The sequence below is a fragment of the Enterococcus caccae ATCC BAA-1240 genome, assembly GCF_000407145.1.
In the GTDB taxonomy this organism is placed as follows: Bacteria; Bacillota; Bacilli; order Lactobacillales; family Enterococcaceae; genus Enterococcus_L; species Enterococcus_L caccae.
Genome location: NZ_KE136472.1, coordinates 588,959 through 606,097, shown reverse-complemented (window position 1 = coordinate 606,097; position 17,139 = coordinate 588,959). Strand labels below are relative to the sequence as shown.

Sequence of the window (17,139 nt, the reverse complement as noted above, 5' to 3'; positions counted from 1 at the left end):
TTCCCTCACTTTACAACAATTTATTCTTCTATTATTTTTTTTAAGATTTTTTCTAAAACTTCTGCATCGATAATGGATCGTGTATCACATAATCCATCATTACTTGTTATCGGCTCTACTGGATAACTGATTTCACGAACATAGGTTAAGTCTTTAGCCGTGATATTTTTTGCACTGATCCCTCTTCCAGTTGTAAATCCCCCTAAAATAACAGATACCGGTAATGTCGATTCTAAGCCTAAACTGGCGATACTCGCTGGTGCATTGACAATCATCCGCCCAACCGGTTTCTTCAAAGCAAACTCTGTTAAGACTGTTTTATTGTGGGAATGAATCGCTAATGTGTGTCCGTTATTTTTTTCTTTTAATAAACGAATCGATTTTTCACACGCATGCATCCAATCTGGTTCTAAATAAAAAGCCAAAACTGGACATTTCATTTCATTAGCAAAAGGATCTTCGTCATGCATGTAATTCTGCTCTGAAACAAGTACCTTTGTGGTTGGAGCAACTTTTATTTTAGCTGCGTTGGCTAACCATTGGGCATTTTTTCCAATACATGATGGATTGATTTGGTTATCTTTTGGCTTTAAAAGTGCTAGTAAGTCTTCTTCTTCTTCTTTCGATAAGAAATGTGCGCCATAATTTTGCAGTAACGCTTTAACCTCAGAGGCGATGACTCCTTCAGCAATTAAATACTGCTCTGTAGCTGGAAGTAATCCGCAATCATAAGAACGACTATCTATGATTGCTTGTACTGCTTTCCTAACATCTGCTGAACGCTCGATAAAAACAGGTGTAGCACCTGATCCGCCATAAATGATCGGCCGTTGGTAATTGGCTGCGTTGATATAGTTTTGATTACCAATGGCTAAAATCATTGAAATATCTTGACTAGCTAAAATTTCGTTTACACCTTTATCTGTTCTAGCACTGACACACCCTAAACATCCTTTAGGTAATCCATTTGCTTCACAAATTTCTCTAATTTTTTGAAAGATCTGATAAGTTGTCCTTTGCGCTTTAGGATGTGGAATAAGTACCATAGCATTGCCTGATTTTATGCCAATCGTCAGACTGTACAAAACATTTAATGTCGTATTTTCTGCTGGCAGTAAAACTGGAATGACTCCAAATGGAACTCCAACTTGTAAAACATTCCCCGCTGAATCTTCTACAATAGTTCCAACACAAAGTTGTTGATCCAATTCTTCAACCCATGCTTTCAAAAACTGGAAAATCAATGCTTCTTTATCTTTGTAACAACCCAAATTGGTTTCTTCAATTTCAGTTGTTAAAAACTGACTAATAGCTGGTTTAATCTCTTCTAATAGTTTGTTTACTATCACGTCGAGATTTTTTTGTTCATATTCTTTTACTAGCTGTTGTGCATCTCGTGCAGTTTCAACCAAAATTCGCGCTTCTTGAATAGATAGTAAATCTTCATCTACTTGCTGCATCTATTATGCATCTCCCTCCTCAGCGGGTAAAAGATCACTCAAACGATAACGATCGATCATCTTATTCAAATCGCCATGTGGACTCGCAATCACGACTGAACTATAGACATTTGCTCCTAATTTTTCAACAGCTTCGATGCCTGCTTCAACAGCTGATTGGCATGCTGCAACATCACCTTGAACGATTACCGAAATGTAACCTGAGGCAACATTTTCGTATCCCACCAACTCAACATTTGCAGCTTTGCACATTGCATCACAAGCCTCCAAAACAAAAACTAAGCCGAATGTTTCAATGGCACCAATTGCTTCATATGTTCTCACTCTTTTTCCTCCTTACCCTACTGATCAATATCATGAACAGAAACAATGTCTCCAACATATGAAATTGGTCGAGGCATCACATTGTGTGCTGTCAAATTGCCAATTTCTTCTGCAGCCTTAGCACCAGCCGCAACAGATGCTTCAACAGCTGCAATATCTCCTTTGATCATGACTGTTACTAAAGTAGAACCAATATTTTCATACGAAATCAGTTCAACATTTGCGGCTTTCAACATTTCATCAGCCGCTTTTAATGCAGGGACCAAGCCAATTGTTTCTACCAAACCTAACGCTTCTTCTCCACGATATCTCAATGTGTCTCCTCCTTACGCTGAACGATATTTTTTATCCACATATTTATCGACGGTTGCTCTACCTTCATCAGTAATTTTGTAATAAATAACTAAGTTATCATGCTCATCTAAATCATACTTTGCTAGCTCAACTAAGCCATTGGCTTCCAGTGCCATCATATGCTCTAGATACAATTTTTCATTAAACTGTTTTTCTTCACCATATTCTGGTTTTAATTTCTCCATAATTTGAGCAACATCTATTTCTTTTTGATCATACATTTGATTTAAAACTGCTGTTCGGCTAGGCAAAAGCATCTTACTCTTCCCCCTTTTTAAATAAATCTAATGGATTCATTGTGACTAGAATCGCACCGATCACAATAATCACTGAGCCTATAACCATGGTTGGTGTTAACGTTTGTCCAAGGAAAATAACACTAAATAAAACACCCCAAAATGCATAGGTTACATTTAAAGACATACCAATCGCAGTTCCGACCATGGCATTAGCTTTATACCAAGTTAAAAATGACACCGCAGCGCTTAATCCAGATAAAACCAACCATAAAACGGGTGTTACTGCAGCCAATGTCCCAAATAATAGATTAAAAGCACCTACAGCAGGCACGACAATGATCAAAACAACTAAACCAGAAATCAACTGACGTAAGTTTACGGCAACATCCGTATCAATCATCGCCCCTCCGAAACTTGAAAATACACCTTCTAAGCCCCAAGCAATAGCTGCAATCAATGCACAGATAATTCCTAGCGTAAAGTTAGGAGCCCCTTCTGGCTTCACCATGTTGATCGTAATAGCTCCAACCACGACTACAATCATTCCTAATACGATACGAGCGGTCGGTTTTTGTTTTAGAAATAACCAAGAAAACAAAGCACCAAACAAACTACATGTTGCTGAAATCGGGATTGCATAAGCACCTGCCATCGCTAACCCAACAAGATATGCTCCATTTGCAATCGGCCCACCTAAGAGAAACCCAATCACCAATAATTTACCTGGCTTTGTATGCAGCGTCCTCGTTAATTCTTTCAGTCTTCCTTGTTTTGCGTTATAGAATAAAAGTAAAATACCTGCAAAAAAATCATTTAATCCAGAACAAACAAATGGTGCTGCTAAGAAACCCGCGGCACTAATTAATGGGTCATAGCCACTCGCTACAACAACCAATGTTGAATAAATTCCATAAGTAATACCCGAAATGATTCCGTTACTGATCCCTTTCACTTGAAACCCTTTTTGGGCTTGTTCCATCTTAACGTCTGCCCTAGAACAAGAAATATTTTTTCCACTTTCCATATTTATTTCTCCTCAATCATTATTTTCAATTATTTATTTGGCAAAATATTTTCAACTTCGCTATGCGGACGTGGAATAACATGCACAGATAATAACTCTCCAACACGTTCTGCTGCTGCTGCACCAGCATCTGTTGCAGCTTTTACAGCACCTACATCTCCTCTGACCATTACGGTTACAATACCGCCCCCGACAAACTCTTTACCAATTAGTGAAACATTGGCAGCCTTTACCATTGCATCTGCTGCTTCAATTGATCCGATCATTCCTCTAGTTTCTACCATTCCTAATGCATCATGTTTCATTTTTTTCTTCCTCTCATTTTCAAATTAAAAAACGCTTACTTTTTGACAAATCCATCATATTCGATGACCTTAAGGGCGTAGTCAATCTATTTTTTTATTTCTTTCCTGTATATAACACAGATTCATCTGTACTAATACAAAGATTATTCTCAATTAGCTATTTTAATTAAGAATAACCTCCAATCTTAGCGCTATAACATTTATTTTTTGGGAAGTGATAATTATTCTTATTCTAATCCTTTATTTTAATAACAGTATTTGAATTGATACACTTCATGATCATTTTTTCACATGTTAATTCATTGGAACGATCATGAATAGCCTTTAATTACTTTTATTCATCACTTCTTATTTTTTAACATAACAAATAAATATTTAAAATGTCTTTAATATAGACTTATAAACACTTTTTTATAACAAAAAAAAAGGTTCCCCTTAAGGGGAACCTTTTGCATTTTTTCATAATAAAAAGGAACTGTGGCCATCAGATTTTGAGACCAACTGCTCCTCTTCCATACTTATGTTCTAATCTTCTGTGCTGGAATCAATAACTCAACAACAAAATTATCCACATTCATTGTTGACCAATAATCAATGACATAACGTTGATATACTTCGTTTTTACATTGATAGTTATTCTCCTTTGCCCACACTTGCATCTTTTTGTATTGTTGCGCAAGTTTAGCTAAATCACCAATGTGATAACTAGACAAAAACATTTGGCCGCCTATCATTCTTTTTGGCATCTTGGGATTCGGTATGCCTATAGGTTTTTGCATAATCATCATTTTTGAACATTGGAAATCACCTGCTTCACAATCTTCAAATCGAAGAATGACTGGTCCGGTAATTGCGCAGTTTTGCTCTTCTAAGTAATTTACCCAAGGAATATTGATTACCGCATCCATATAGTCATGACAAAACTCTTGCTCTAAAAATACATAGTTTTCTTCCTCAAAATATTTAACATTCACACTTTGGATTCTGTTTTCGCTGGCTAATGTTCCTTCTCTGATCAAGCCAAGCCAATCTGAAACTGCCGTATAACTATTACGGATTCTTCTTTCTTCAAGTTTTAATTCCTCTAATTTCGTCAAAAATATGTTTTCTTGATAGAAATAATCCCCGGACTGTTGAACCCCTTTCATTTCCTGCAATTTAAAGCCCATCTGTTTATAGTACTTAATCACTGGAATACTATTCATTGTTTCTTCTGTATAATACCGATAACCATTTTCAACGCTTACATGATCTGGTTTCAATAATCCTAATTGCTCATAAAAACGTAACGTCTTGCGGGAAACATTACATAATTTCGCAACTTCACCAATAGAGTACATTTGATTAGTCTTTTTGCATATTTTTGTATTATTCATTAGACATCTCCATTACTCGCAGCCACTTATATTATTGAGAATATCTGCACAATTGTCAAGCGAATATCGGAGATATCTTTATTTTAGTGTATTTTAAATAACAATCAGAGTGTTATGATACGCTAACATTTTTTTAGGTGATAACATCTTTAGCATCAGGTTTTATTTTTCAACGAACTCCTTTTATAGTTTTTAACATATTTACGTTGTCATTATAGATAGCAGCGTGTTCCAGCAATCTATTGATATGATCCAATAAACAAGCAATCCTTGGTAAGCATACATCATTGGTCTGGTCATTATAGTTCTTCACTTTTATGGTAATTTCCAGATTATTTGAACATAACGTGACCTCATTTGACGATACAATTCAGCCTCTTTATTTTGAAGTAGTCCTTTCGCAAAAAACGATTGGCAAGGAGGCAATCATATGTGACGAATCAAAGTAATGCATTCAACCCCTACTGTTTCTATGGTTTATTTATTACTTGTTTAGCTCTTATCGATGAATCTGCCTACTATTGATCACTAGTAGTAAATAATAATATAGATAGATTATTAAGGGAGACTTTTTAAATCAACAACTATAACTTGTCCGCTGCAATAGAGTCCTTGCTAGTTAGGACAGAAATAGTTAGATCCGAGAAATATGCAAAGCAGCTTTTGCACTCAACGTTTATATACAATCAAAAAGACTGAGGTATAACTCAAAGAGCTATGTCCCAGTCTCATCTTTAGTCGTAATTTACTTGCTTATTTTCAATCTATTTAAACTAAGCTGGTGGTATGAATTGAATTATTTTTTTATTGAAATGTGAGTAACCACAAACAATAGACATAACAATTAATAGCACTTCTAATTCAAATCCACCAACAAAGCCACTGCCAGATTTTAACATAAAAATAGCGGATCCTAAAATTGCAATAAACCCTAGTGCAACTAGCGGTACTAAAAGGCCAATAATCATAAAAATACCACCTACCACTTCAATCAACGCTATAATAACTGGCATGAAGCTTGGTAAACCTAGGCTAGCAAAAAATTCGGTTGTTCCTTTAAGATCTGAAAACTTCGCCACACCATGGATAGCCATCGTAATCCCTAATGTTATTCTTAATAATAGAAGACTTGTGCTTGTTGCATTTTTTAGCTGCATAAACGTCTTTACCTCCTTTAATTGATGGTTCATTATAGCATGTAAAAAAACCACTTACAATAAGTAAGCATTATAGTTTCTTCATACATATCTTCTTCATCTCATTTTTAGTGTACATATAATATCTTTGATCCCACTATCGATATCAAAGTGTCAGGATCATTCTCGCTCAATCAGAGAATCTATAAATATCTGGGTGTTCCATTCTAATCTAAATACACTCCAACTTTGACCAAACTACTTTTTTGTACTATTCATTTCAGATTTAGGATCAATGTTATTTATTTGTGCTATAGTAGAATCAATTTTTTTAGAATTAGCTTTATAAATTGATATAATTCTCTTTTAAAAAAATGGTATAATCATTTTGTAACAAAATTATATCTTGAAAAGAGGAATTGAAAAATGAAAAATGTGGTTGGTAAAATAGTTAGGGTTCTTTGCGTTATTGTGATTATTTTGGACATAATAGGTAGCGTTGCTTTATTTTATACAATGAATAAATACGACGCTCTAGGAATTTTTATTAATAATTGGCAAAATAATCTATTTAGCTTATCAAATTCAGATGCCCGAGCAATGAACTCTATGATCTTATTTCTAGTTGTTCCGATTGTTATATTACTAGTTTTACCCAAAAATGAAAAAAGACCGAAAGGAGCGTAAACAGTTGAAAAAAGGAGTGATTTTTTTATCTTTATTGACAAGCTTACTATTGCTTTCCGCTTGTGGACAGTCTAAAAAAAGTCAGCATGACGAACTCATTAAAAATACAGAGACTGTTTTGAAAGGAAAAGTTAAAATCCCTGAAACATATTTTAAAACAAAAGAACAAGTAACAGCCGAATTCGATTCTGTCGGATTAAAACCAAAATTCGTCATTGCAAACTTTGATGATGCTGCGCAGTACAATAAACGTTTTTTAAGAAAAGATGAATGTAATCAAATTTCTAGTGACCAAGGTGCTGTCAATTATTATGATACTAAATCTGTTGGTGATAAACATGGGTTTTATGCGGATAAAGGCGCAACTATAATCGTTGGTTATTCTGACCATGATTTTGATGGAACTCAAACTGAGGCACATTCAACTGAAGAATCTTCTAGCATAAAAAACGAGGAAGGCGTCACATCCCAAGAATCACAGGCACAAGCATTTGAAGCTACAGATGTGTCCGATCAAACGATAAACTCAATCAAAACGTATCAAGATTATTTAAGTATGTATCAAGCTATCATTAACAATTATTTTGCTGATTACGAAAATATGATTAAAGATACTATTTTATATAATCAAACAAGTTTTGAGGAACAGAAAAAACAATATGATGCCTCTTTTGAAGAACAAAAAAAGCAGTACGAAAAATACGGAAATAAACGTTTAATTGGCAAAGATTCATTAGTCGACTTTCTGATTGGTTATCGAGATAGTCTGAAAGAGATTACCGATAACTTAGCAAAAAGCTTACAGTAGTATCTGGGACATTACTCTATGAGTCACATCCCAGGCACAAGGAACCCAAACAAGCGGTGAGAGCAGAAGCAACTCCTTCAGAAATGAGTCGGAATGCATAAAAAGTTGAAGAGAAATTGCCATAACTTTCCTCTTATTTCTCGGAGTTAAACACTTCTCTTCCATCCTCTTTATATTTAGATGGACAAAGTTGTAGGCATAACCAGAGTTATTACAAAATAGATAGACAGATAAAGATACATCAATCATCTTTATCTGTCTATCTATTTTTCAACACTAAGCAAACTTTCCAGCTCAAATCCAGTATTGATTTTGGAGTAAATCGAGCAAACAACAAAAAGCTCCTTGCCAGCAAATGTCACCATTTTATATCTTCCAGAAGATGCTGGTATATGATGATGACCATGAATAACTCCAATTATATTATATTGTTTAAACAGCGCTTTGATTTTGGGTTCTAAACAAATATAGTCTTTGTTATATGCTGTGCTATCAGGTGAAAGCATACTAAGTTCATTAAATAAAGGCGCATGAGAAACGATTACTGTTGGGATATCATACTCTTCGTTTAATAATTGGGCCAATGCCTTAAGGATAAATGTTTGTTGTGCTTTTTTTCTTCTTACTAGCACTACTGGAATTGTCAGACCAATATAGCGAATACCTTTATAAATAACACTTTCGTTATTTAGTACATTCATTTTTGGAAATCGTTTTTCGAGTTCGACTTTTACACATTCATAATAGATATGATTTCCCGTAGGCAACTTGTACCAGGACTCATCTGGATTTCGCATCAGATTTTGAAACCACTCATTTTTAAAAAATGGCCGCCATTTTTCCCACTCTTCATTTTCTATATTCTGACTTTTTGGCAATACTGCTGCTAATTCGTGATTACCTATAACGTAGAGTCCTTTAATATCATTGTTAACAACAGAAGAATCTGAAATATCACCAGCAAAAACGTTAAAATATTTATTAGTGAATGGAAGTTCGCCATCCGTCGTATGGATATCAGAAACAACATTTATTAAATTTGTATTTTCGGTTGGAAGGACATTTTTAAAGTATGGCTCTAATTCTCTAGGATCAACACTGTGTGCAACATAATTTTCTCTAACTTCAGCTAGTTCTTTGCCAAATTCTGATCGTAGAAGTAACTTACTCTTTACAGGTGCAGCTTGTTTTGCAACAACAATCGAGCTTTCTATCGTTTGTTTTACCTCTTGAGGAAGTAACTCTAATCCTTGTTCAATAGCTGAGTCTACGGTTAAATATGTATCCGATACAACACTTTTTGGTATATCTGATTTTAATAGTTGGACATTTTTGCCATCCGTTATTATAGGTAAAGTTTGAGTCAACTGAACGACAAAATTAAGATATTCAGAAACATACCCTGATATTCCTGTTTTTACATTTTCACTAAACAAAAATTTCCCAGCAAGATTAGCAGAAAGAGCTCCTGTTTCATCATGTTGGAGCAAACGTCCTAGAATCTGAATCTCAAATAGCGGATCCTCGAATATAGCATTATACGCCTGCATTACTTTTAAGGAGTTTTTATCCACTTTTTTATTCGTTACTTGGAAAATACTTAGCCTAAGATAGGTTTCTAAATTTTCTTTGTGAGATTCGATGTATTGTCGAGCTGCATCTGGGTAGAGTAAATACTGAATTGCAGCGCGTTGTATATAGTTTCTAGCAGTATCATACGGTATCGCTGAATAGACAAGATCGCCTCTAGAAGATACATTTAACGAATCTGCTTTTAAATTGTAGGTTAATTGGAAATAATCATTTTTAAACAATGTTTTATTCACTGGACGTCGTTTATTTTCAGGGTAGAGCTCGAAACGATTAGTAAGTTCGGTAGGTAATACATTTTTAGTTTCTAGTTGTTTTTCAATAAATAGAGACTTTTTGTGTTTATTAGATGTCATTTTTGTATTCCCTCCTTAAAACAGTGATTTTCTCTTTTATTTTTGTTTTGCAAATCCTCTTCATTTACTTTAACCTAAAAGATATATTGTTCATGTCTTCACTTTTTTATAAGTAATAAGTAAGTCAACTATCATGGCGTACAAACTATATATTCGATACGTATTATTCAAAAATTACCACTCTTTTACCTAGTAATAAAAAAGACTCCTAATTTTCCTGAATCATCGTGACAATCAGAAGAGAGTAACTGCTAATTTCTTGGCATTCTAATTGTATTATGCCTTATTGAACAAATCAAATCCTTTTTTCAATATGTAATTTTTTCAGATCATTTTTGGCAGTACAAAGACATCAAAAAGCCCAGTGATTTCTAATTCAGATACCACTTGGCTTTTTGACAATTAAATAGCTGACGTTTTATTTCCGAAAATTAATAAACTACCTGTTCTATCAAGAAATTGAATTTTTTTATGCCTGTTCATCCCAAAATCAACTTCTCAATTTTTGAAGAAATGATCCACCATTTTGTGGCATTCTTACATCAAAAAATTCTGCTGCTGTAGCTGCCACATCTGCCATCGTTTCTCTTTCACCTATCACTTTTCCTTCTATGCCTGGACTGTAAACCAACAAGGGCACAAATTCCCGCGTATGTTGGCTATGACCAATTGTTGGATCATTCCCATGATCAGCCATTACGATTAGCAGGTCTCCTTGATTTAAAAGAGGAATTAATTCTGCTAGTTTCATATCGCTGACTTCTAACCGATCAGCATAACGCTGAACATCTTCTGCATGTCCAGCCAAATCCGTTTCTTGGATATTCATGAAGAATAACCCCTCTTCATTCGCTTTCACTTCTGCAATCAGCTTATCATATAATTCTTCTGTATCGACACCTGGAAACAGCTTTTCACTAGATGTTTGAATAATGTCAGCTGCTTTGCCAAATAATGCTACGGGAATATCTGCTTGATCTAAAATCGTCGGAATTTGAACATTCGGATCAATACCATACCCAAGATGAATGACATGATAATCATTATTATAAACACCTGATTTTGGTGCATCCACTCCAGCGAATTTACCAATCACGGTTCTAGCAGCTAATAAATCAGCCAAATGGATGCCATGTCCGCCAAATGTAATCACTCTAGATACTTTGACCACTTCTCGGACAGTTTTTCCTAAAACAGTCACATCTTCAAATGAACTATCATCAAGTGCTGCTGAAACATTAAAAACTTGACCTAAATCCGTTTCTAAGTTATCACCAATTGTAGCCACTTCATTTACGACTAGAATCTTAGGCTCATCTATTTCTCCTACATAGCGAACCTGATACCCTTTGGCTTTCAAATGCTCGAAAACTTCATCAATCACTTCATTGAACGCTTGGTTTAAAGGTTCTTTTGGCGTCGTTCCAGAAATCTCTTGATGACCTAAAAATGAATCAGCACCATGATGAGTTAAATTCGCTTTTCCGTAATTTGCTTTTGGTGAGAATTTGAGTTCTTCTGTTTCAAAATCTAAAATATTCATCAATCCAAGGGTTTCCAATGTGGGGATCGCAATTGTCGGAACGTTTTCTATAATATGCTTCGCTGTGTTTGAACCATTATCTGCTGGTCTGACAAGCGGCACATCCCTCATTGCTCCTACGCCAAAACTGTCTAAAACATTAATTATAAATCGGCTCATTTTTAAATCCTTCTTCCTTGACTATCAAAAATCGCGACAATTTCTGGTGTCCTTTTACTAACCCCTTTTACAATAGCCACATCACTTCTCGTGACAAATAGTTGCGTACGAAAAGCCGCAATAACGGTTGCGCCAACATGATGTTCCACTGAGGTAGAAAGATAATAATCAATACTTTCATCTGAAAATGGTTCAACTTGATCCTCTATGCGAGTGTTTGCTTCATCAATTAGCACTGAATTCAAATGACCTCTACGATAGTAGCCACCGCCATAAAAATAGGCTTTTCCTTTAAAATTATGGGATATTTCACTTACATAAACCAAGGCCGGTTTTTCTGGCTGTACTTTATACGCATGCAATGGCGTCGTTCCAGTCAGCGCATGCCCTGGTTCAGCTTGTGTTCCACCAATTTCTTTAATAAACGGAAACGTTTCACTACATGACGCAGATGGAACATTTAATTCTGGCACCGCAAAACCTGCTTTTTGCAAAATAGCTCTCGCTTTTTCGATTGTTTCAACATTGTTTGTTCGTGATAAAGTGGTGTGTGTATCATCAAATAAAAAACAAGGAAAAGAGGTAATGCCGCTAAACTCAATGGCCAAGAACTCATGTAAGTGTTTACTTTTTTTAGCAAGATCCTCTAATAAGAAACCGCCAAATTGCCCTTCATACAGTTGATCCGCTTTGGCAACTACTTTTAGCAAAACCTTTTGCTTGATTCCTAATTTTTGAGCTACTGCATTGATCTGCTCTAATTTTTCAAGGGAAAAAACAGTGATATATTCCGCACCGTATACCATAATCTTTTCTACGAGCTGATCTGGTATTTGCACTAAGTGCCCAACATTACAGAGAGGAATATGATTTTCCATCATGAGCAGCGCTTCTTTAAAATCGACTACCACGGCACCACGATACCCGATAGCCATTAATTCTTTTGCAATCAACGGATTTCGACCAATTTGTTTTAGCATAAAAAACAGTTCGAGGCCGATTTTCTTGGCGTTCTCTAACATCACTGCACCATTCATACGAATTGTATCTAAGTCTAAAATGTAAGTATCGGGAAGAATTTGTCCAGTTTGGTGTAAATAAATTCCTGCGTCTATCAAGGCAGGATTTTCTTGTTTCATCATCGGTAGAAACAAATGAATCCCCCCTTACTGCTCTTTCTTCAATAGATTAATAATATGCATATAAACAAACCACAGTTCCTCGTGGCTAAAGGTTGTCGCACAATAGCGAGATAGTTCTTGCCACAATGCTTTTGACTCTGCTAATTTCTCATCATTCTGGATTTCAGATACAATCAGCTCATCCATGCCGATTACAGGCTCATTCTTTTTCTGCCTTGCATCTGCCATAGCGATATGCGTTAAAAACATATCCAGATGTTCTTCGTTGTCGATAACTTTTTGTTCAAGTAAATAGTTATTCACTGCCAAAACGAACTGCTCTGTTTCTTCATCTATTATCTTTGAGTCTTTTAAAATTTCTAGTTTTTTTCCAATCATTCTAAACGTCCTTTTAGTAATGAGGGATCATTTTACCTTCTATGACTTGCTTTTGAACAGATAAAATTTTTGTTTCATTGATCACACTCATCAAGATTTTTTTTAAGAGCAGATTGTCTTTATGGACTACACAAACTGCTGTACTAGATAAATCATCTTCGACACTACCTTCAAGAAACTGATAGTTTAAATGATCTAATTTTCGATCTTTGATTTCATCAAAGTTCCAAATCCCTACATCGATCAGTCCTTGTTCCAATGAATAAATCAATTGATGACTTGGCACTTCGATAAACTCAACTTTTTTACCAGTAGTTGCATTTTCCGTTAAAATTTGTTGATCATAAGAATTATGGTCAATTCCCACGCGCATATGATTTTCAATTTTTGAACTTTTTGGATTTGAAAAGATCATTACATGATTAGACAAATAGCTGTGCGGTCCAAAATCTTTAAAAATCTCCAACTCGCTCCCTGCTGCTATTGCCTGTAATGCAGCTAGTTTTGATACAATTGAAAAATGCATCGTTTTTTCACTCGTCAAATCCATTCGATCTTTAGAACCTCTTACGTAAGCCATGCTTAAAGGAATTTCTGCACATTGAAATACTTCATATAAACCGGTCGCAAACCCTTCGTATGTCTTGGAGTATGGCAAAGGCATTGTTCCGCGGATAGGTCCATCGATCACAATTTTTTGTAATCGTTGGTAGTCGATCGTGGTCAAAATCGTCCCTTGACGTCCTTGACTTACTGTGTGGATTATTTTTTCTTCTTTCAAGTAATTCAAAGCATTTTGAACTGTTCCCCGTGACATCCCATATTTTTCTTGAAACTCTGAAATTACAGGCATCCGGCTACCTTCAGATAATAAAATCAACTCACCTGATAATTGTTGAATTGCTTTTCCCGTTTTATTTAGAAATTCCTCTTGCATTAGCTTTAGTTCCCTTCTATTGACTCTTTTATCATTCTAATGATCGTATCTGCACCTGCTCTCATGGGGTTGATGCGAATCATCGTTTTTGTACTTTCAGGTGAAGCTTTTCTAAAGGTTCCTGAAAGTCGATAAAACATTGGTACAAATTCATATTTTGATTCTGCCCCTACTGGATTTGGGGCTGCTCCTCGTTTTTCCGCTTGTTTCAACACTTCAACCGCTATCGGTTGGTTAAACTCAACAATAATTACTTTAGACTGGGCATTGGCAATAAAGGCTTGTTTCACCCCATTCACTTCACCAGCATTTAAACGCATTTCAACTTCTTCACAAACTTGAGATGAAATAGCTAAAGCAACTGGGGCATAAATTAGACCTTGCAACACTGCGATTGCTTCAAATCCTTGTACTTGCAGCCCTCCAGAATAATTTTCTTTTCGCAACTCATTAATCAATTCGGCATTTCCAACAATACAGCCTATTCCTTCTGGACCTAATAATTTAAAGGTAGAAAAACAAGAGAGAGCTGCACCGCATTCTACGCCGATTTTTGGTACTTTCAAGGTAGAATAATTGTCGTCTGTGATAATCACAATATCTTTATTTTGTTTTTTTATTTGTTGAATAACAGCTTCTGGCTGGTAATCATCATCAGGCTTTTGTCTTGTAAATTGAACGATTGCCAATTGGATATCATTTTCAGCAAGCGCAGTTGTAATTGCCTCTGGTTGGTTAAAATCAGTCGCAACTGTATTCAACCCAAGCATCTCAATCGATGTTTGCGTCGTGGGATAGACAGGTGCATTGTGAACAAGTACCGTTTTTCCATATTTTTTACTCGCCGCATGTAATGACAGTCGAATCGCCATTGTACCAGCCCCACGCACCAACATCGCGGCATCCGTTGCAAATAACTCTTTCAACACATTTTCTACTTTATTCGTAGTGATGGGTTGATTATAGCCAGGTACAACACCTAAATCGCCACGTGTTAAGATTTCTGAACCTTCAAAATTTCTCGTAATACAATCAACAATTTGAAATTGCTTCTTCGTTGCTTCTTCTAGATTCATCGTTTCCAAAGGAAAGGTTTTCATCCTTGTTTCACTCCTTGTCCAAAGAAATTCAATGGATTATGAATCAGCATTTTTTCAACTGTATCGCTGGAAATCCCTGCTTCTTTCATCATTGGGACAAACGTATCCAGTAAATACGAATAACCGATTCCATTCTTAAATTTCATAGTTGATTTTCGGGTAATGTCCATTGATAAAAAGACCTGATCTGCTAAGCCTCTTTTTTCAATTTCTTTTAACATCGATACACGGAGTGCATCTAGTTGATAGTTCTCTTTTCCTATTGTATCAAATTCTACATAGACACCTTGGTCTAACATGCTTAAAATGTAATCAAGATTACCACTTAAATCAACATGTCCAATCACAACAGATGCTAAATCAACATTATTTTCTTTAAAAAACTGAACTTGTTCATGACCGTTTGTACCAAGAGTTGTGTGAGTGGTAATCGGCACCCCTGTTTCCTTATGGGCAATCACAGATGCATCGAAAACTTTTTTCTCATTTACCGTCCAACCATCTTTACTTGAACCAATTTCACCGATGATCTCAGCTTTAAGCTCAGTATCTCCAATACCATGTTGAATTTCCTTGATCATTAATTTTCCTAGGTCCGCAACTGACCAATCTGTCACAATATCAGGTAGAAATTTCTCAGTATAAAAGCCCGTTGCTTGGACAATATTGATACCTGATGCTTCTGCCACTTTTTGGACATATAATGGATTTCTTTTCATATCTAAATTTGTAACGTCCACAATATTACGAACGCCTTTATCATAAAGTTCTTTAAATTCTATGACTGTTTCCTCAAAACAATTTAGGTTTGTATCGTCGATATTTTTTATACGAGACAAATCAATTGTCGTATGTTCATGCATATATGTTATTCCATTTACTAAGCTCATTTCGTTGTCGTCTCCTAAAATTTTTAAAGTCCGGGTGGTGTCATTAAATTTAGTAACACTAAAATATTTGAAATCACACCGACTAATAGCGCACCAACTGGGCCAATTGCAAGGTCGACCATTTTCTTTTTGAATGTACCATTTAATACGTAAAGGCCAACAACAAATAAACCACCCCAAGCAGGAGCAATGGCTGTTGCTGCGATCACACCACCAACGAGCAAAGCGATTTCCAAGACTTTTGTGATCGCTGTTCGAATATTATCACCAGCATCACGCATTCCTGGGAATCGATCCAACAATACAGAGAATTTCGTTAAGAGTAACACTTCGATGGACATCCAAATACCGCCTGCCACAAAGGCTAAAAGCGGTTGTCCCATCGCCGCACCGATTGAGCCAATCACAAAAACCATCTTGATGCCAGCTGGCGAATACGTTCCTGTAGCAATTCCTGTCGTTACAACTAATGGAATAAAGCCAACAACTCGAGCTAATTCGGTCAAAGCAGCTGAATTAAATTGACCTTCTTGGTATAATGGAGCTGAAAGTGCAGATTCCGTTACAATTGACATCGAAGCCGCCAAAGCAATCAATGCGCCGGATAAAGCAAATAAGTACCAATACTTCTTAATTTGTTTTACTCGTTCCGCAAAGATATTTGCCAATTGTGCCTGAGAATCTGTTCTTTCCCTTTTATCATTCATCGCATAACTAATCATAAAAATCATCCCAACAAGCAACGCAATCGCATTTGCATTAATGACAATCGTATTTCCATTAGCTAAATTAAACGAACCAAATTGTGTTGTCATCACTTGAGCCAACACCGTTGCTGAAAAAGTGATCATCCCTTTTTTCCAACCATATTGAAGAGCCACAACCAACGCTGGAAAAACAGCAAAGGCAACTAAAACAACGGATGAGACTTGACCTAGACTATCTAAGAAATTATAAGGAAGAATTTCAAATACTTTTTGAATTGTTCCTAGACCCGCCCCCATTACAACGCCATAAACTCCGCCAGCTGCTCCAGCTATCCAGATAGAGTATTTCTTATTATCTGGTAAGTAACTGCCAATAATATCTGTCCCCAATAACACAACATGGATAATAATAACGCTAGAGGCAATCGATTGAGGGATAAAGCCAACGATGTAACCAATTCCAAAAGCTAATGCTGTGGTTCCTAATGCAGATTTTGTGACTCTATTTTCACGATACTCTAAAACAATTGGTCTTAGTGCATCGTTAAAAACAGCAATTTTCGTATTCGCCATAATCGTTGTTACAGCACATAATGCTGCCATGATTACTATGTTTAAAGCCAT

18 protein-coding genes are annotated in these 17,139 nt (G+C 35.8%); 2 read left to right on the top strand and 16 right to left on the bottom strand.

The genetic code is table 11. The features are described from left to right. Nucleotides 1-20 precede the first annotated feature (20 nt). From I580_RS02700 to I580_RS02665, 8 genes are all read right to left on the bottom strand, one after another. Nucleotides 21-1,460, bottom strand: a complete 1,440-nt coding sequence (locus I580_RS02700) for an aldehyde dehydrogenase family protein (RefSeq protein WP_010772847.1) — start codon at nucleotides 1,458-1,460, stop codon at nucleotides 21-23. Nucleotides 1,461-1,463: 3 nt separating this feature from the next. Further along, the gene (locus I580_RS02695; RefSeq protein ID WP_010772848.1) at nucleotides 1,464-1,784 is read right to left on the bottom strand and encodes a BMC domain-containing protein; all 321 of its coding nucleotides are present in this window, start codon (nucleotides 1,782-1,784) and stop codon (nucleotides 1,464-1,466) included. 17 nt (nucleotides 1,785-1,801) lie between these two features. Continuing rightward, nucleotides 1,802-2,098: a BMC domain-containing protein gene (locus I580_RS02690; RefSeq protein WP_010772849.1), complete on the bottom strand. Its 297-nt coding sequence runs from the start codon at nucleotides 2,096-2,098 to the stop codon at nucleotides 1,802-1,804. Nucleotides 2,099-2,110: 12 nt separating this feature from the next. Continuing rightward, a complete protein-coding gene (locus tag I580_RS02685) occupies nucleotides 2,111-2,395 on the bottom strand; it encodes a hypothetical protein (protein WP_010772850.1) in 285 nt (94 codons plus the stop codon). Between the two features lies 1 nt (nucleotide 2,396). Then, on the bottom strand, nucleotides 2,397-3,401 hold the full coding sequence (locus tag I580_RS02680) for a DMT family transporter (protein ID WP_010772851.1): 1,005 nt from the start codon (nucleotides 3,399-3,401) through the stop codon (nucleotides 2,397-2,399). A 29-nt stretch (nucleotides 3,402-3,430) separates the two neighbouring features. Continuing rightward, entirely contained in the window at nucleotides 3,431-3,706 is a 276-nt protein-coding gene (locus I580_RS02675; protein WP_010772852.1) for a BMC domain-containing protein, read from the bottom strand. A gap of 518 nt (nucleotides 3,707-4,224) precedes the next feature. Continuing rightward, nucleotides 4,225-5,082, bottom strand: a complete 858-nt coding sequence (locus I580_RS02670) for a MerR family transcriptional regulator (protein ID WP_010772853.1) — start codon at nucleotides 5,080-5,082, stop codon at nucleotides 4,225-4,227. A 773-nt stretch (nucleotides 5,083-5,855) separates the two neighbouring features. Then, nucleotides 5,856-6,239 carry a DoxX family protein gene (locus I580_RS02665; RefSeq protein WP_010772854.1) on the bottom strand — a complete coding sequence of 128 codons (384 nt, stop codon included), beginning with the start codon at nucleotides 6,237-6,239 and terminating at the stop codon, nucleotides 5,856-5,858. Nucleotides 6,240-6,644: 405 nt separating this feature from the next. On the opposite strand from I580_RS02665, the gene I580_RS02660 reads away from it, so the two are divergent. Both I580_RS02660 and I580_RS02655 read left to right on the top strand, forming a co-directional pair. Then, complete coding sequence (locus I580_RS02660) at nucleotides 6,645-6,905, top strand: hypothetical protein (RefSeq protein WP_010772855.1); 261 nt, start codon at nucleotides 6,645-6,647, stop codon at nucleotides 6,903-6,905. A 4-nt stretch (nucleotides 6,906-6,909) separates the two neighbouring features. After that, entirely contained in the window at nucleotides 6,910-7,713 is an 804-nt protein-coding gene (locus tag I580_RS02655; RefSeq protein ID WP_010772856.1) for a hypothetical protein, read from the top strand. 263 nt (nucleotides 7,714-7,976) lie between these two features. Here I580_RS02655 and I580_RS02650 read toward each other — a convergent pair whose 3' ends face one another. The 8 genes from I580_RS02650 to I580_RS02615 all read right to left on the bottom strand — a co-directional run bounded on the left by I580_RS02650 (nucleotide 7,977) and on the right by I580_RS02615 (nucleotide 17,139). Beyond that, nucleotides 7,977-9,659 (bottom strand): metallophosphoesterase family protein, encoded by a 1,683-nt coding sequence (locus tag I580_RS02650; protein ID WP_010772857.1) that lies wholly within the window; start codon nucleotides 9,657-9,659, stop codon nucleotides 7,977-7,979. A 490-nt stretch (nucleotides 9,660-10,149) separates the two neighbouring features. Next, nucleotides 10,150-11,361: a phosphopentomutase gene (locus I580_RS02645; RefSeq protein ID WP_010772858.1), complete on the bottom strand. Its 1,212-nt coding sequence runs from the start codon at nucleotides 11,359-11,361 to the stop codon at nucleotides 10,150-10,152. Between the two features lie 2 nt (nucleotides 11,362-11,363). Beyond that, nucleotides 11,364-12,515, bottom strand: coding sequence for an alanine racemase (locus tag I580_RS02640; protein WP_010772859.1), 1,152 nt, complete (start codon nucleotides 12,513-12,515; stop codon nucleotides 11,364-11,366). Nucleotides 12,516-12,527: 12 nt separating this feature from the next. Next, nucleotides 12,528-12,881 carry a PRD domain-containing protein gene (locus I580_RS02635; protein ID WP_010772860.1) on the bottom strand — a complete coding sequence of 118 codons (354 nt, stop codon included), beginning with the start codon at nucleotides 12,879-12,881 and terminating at the stop codon, nucleotides 12,528-12,530. A gap of 13 nt (nucleotides 12,882-12,894) precedes the next feature. Next, nucleotides 12,895-13,818: a GntR family transcriptional regulator YhfZ gene (gene yhfZ, locus I580_RS02630; protein ID WP_010772861.1), complete on the bottom strand. Its 924-nt coding sequence runs from the start codon at nucleotides 13,816-13,818 to the stop codon at nucleotides 12,895-12,897. 5 nt (nucleotides 13,819-13,823) lie between these two features. Continuing rightward, a complete protein-coding gene (locus tag I580_RS02625) occupies nucleotides 13,824-14,918 on the bottom strand; it encodes an aminotransferase class V-fold PLP-dependent enzyme (protein WP_010772862.1) in 1,095 nt (364 codons plus the stop codon). After that, on the bottom strand, nucleotides 14,915-15,808 hold the full coding sequence (locus I580_RS02620) for a phosphotriesterase family protein (RefSeq protein ID WP_010772863.1): 894 nt from the start codon (nucleotides 15,806-15,808) through the stop codon (nucleotides 14,915-14,917). Before I580_RS02620 ends, I580_RS02625 begins: the two co-directional genes overlap by 4 nt. Nucleotides 15,809-15,831: 23 nt before the next feature. After that, a complete protein-coding gene (locus I580_RS02615) occupies nucleotides 15,832-17,139 on the bottom strand; it encodes a YhfT family protein (RefSeq protein WP_010772864.1) in 1,308 nt (435 codons plus the stop codon).

Excerpts from the sequence above, each read along its gene's own strand:
- I580_RS02700 (WP_010772847.1), bottom strand. The coding sequence starts at position 1,460 with ATGCAGCAAGTAGATGAAGATTTACTATCTATTCAAGAAGCGCGAATT.
- I580_RS02685 (WP_010772850.1), bottom strand. The coding sequence starts at position 2,395 with ATGCTTTTGCCTAGCCGAACAGCAGTTTTAAATCAAATGTATGATCAA.
- I580_RS02680 (WP_010772851.1), bottom strand. The coding sequence starts at position 3,401 with ATGGAAAGTGGAAAAAATATTTCTTGTTCTAGGGCAGACGTTAAGATG.
- I580_RS02675 (WP_010772852.1), bottom strand. The coding sequence starts at position 3,706 with ATGAAACATGATGCATTAGGAATGGTAGAAACTAGAGGAATGATCGGA.
- I580_RS02670 (WP_010772853.1), bottom strand. The coding sequence starts at position 5,082 with ATGAATAATACAAAAATATGCAAAAAGACTAATCAAATGTACTCTATT.
- I580_RS02665 (WP_010772854.1), bottom strand. The coding sequence starts at position 6,239 with ATGCAGCTAAAAAATGCAACAAGCACAAGTCTTCTATTATTAAGAATA.
- I580_RS02660 (WP_010772855.1), top strand. The coding sequence starts at position 6,645 with ATGAAAAATGTGGTTGGTAAAATAGTTAGGGTTCTTTGCGTTATTGTG.
- I580_RS02650 (WP_010772857.1), bottom strand. The coding sequence starts at position 9,659 with ATGACATCTAATAAACACAAAAAGTCTCTATTTATTGAAAAACAACTA.
- I580_RS02645 (WP_010772858.1), bottom strand. The coding sequence starts at position 11,361 with ATGAGCCGATTTATAATTAATGTTTTAGACAGTTTTGGCGTAGGAGCA.
- I580_RS02635 (WP_010772860.1), bottom strand. The coding sequence starts at position 12,881 with ATGATTGGAAAAAAACTAGAAATTTTAAAAGACTCAAAGATAATAGAT.
- yhfZ (WP_010772861.1), bottom strand. The coding sequence starts at position 13,818 with ATGCAAGAGGAATTTCTAAATAAAACGGGAAAAGCAATTCAACAATTA.
- I580_RS02625 (WP_010772862.1), bottom strand. The coding sequence starts at position 14,918 with ATGAAAACCTTTCCTTTGGAAACGATGAATCTAGAAGAAGCAACGAAG.
- I580_RS02620 (WP_010772863.1), bottom strand. The coding sequence starts at position 15,808 with ATGAGCTTAGTAAATGGAATAACATATATGCATGAACATACGACAATT.
- I580_RS02615 (WP_010772864.1), bottom strand. The coding sequence starts at position 17,139 with ATGGCTTTAAACATAGTAATCATGGCAGCATTATGTGCTGTAACAACG.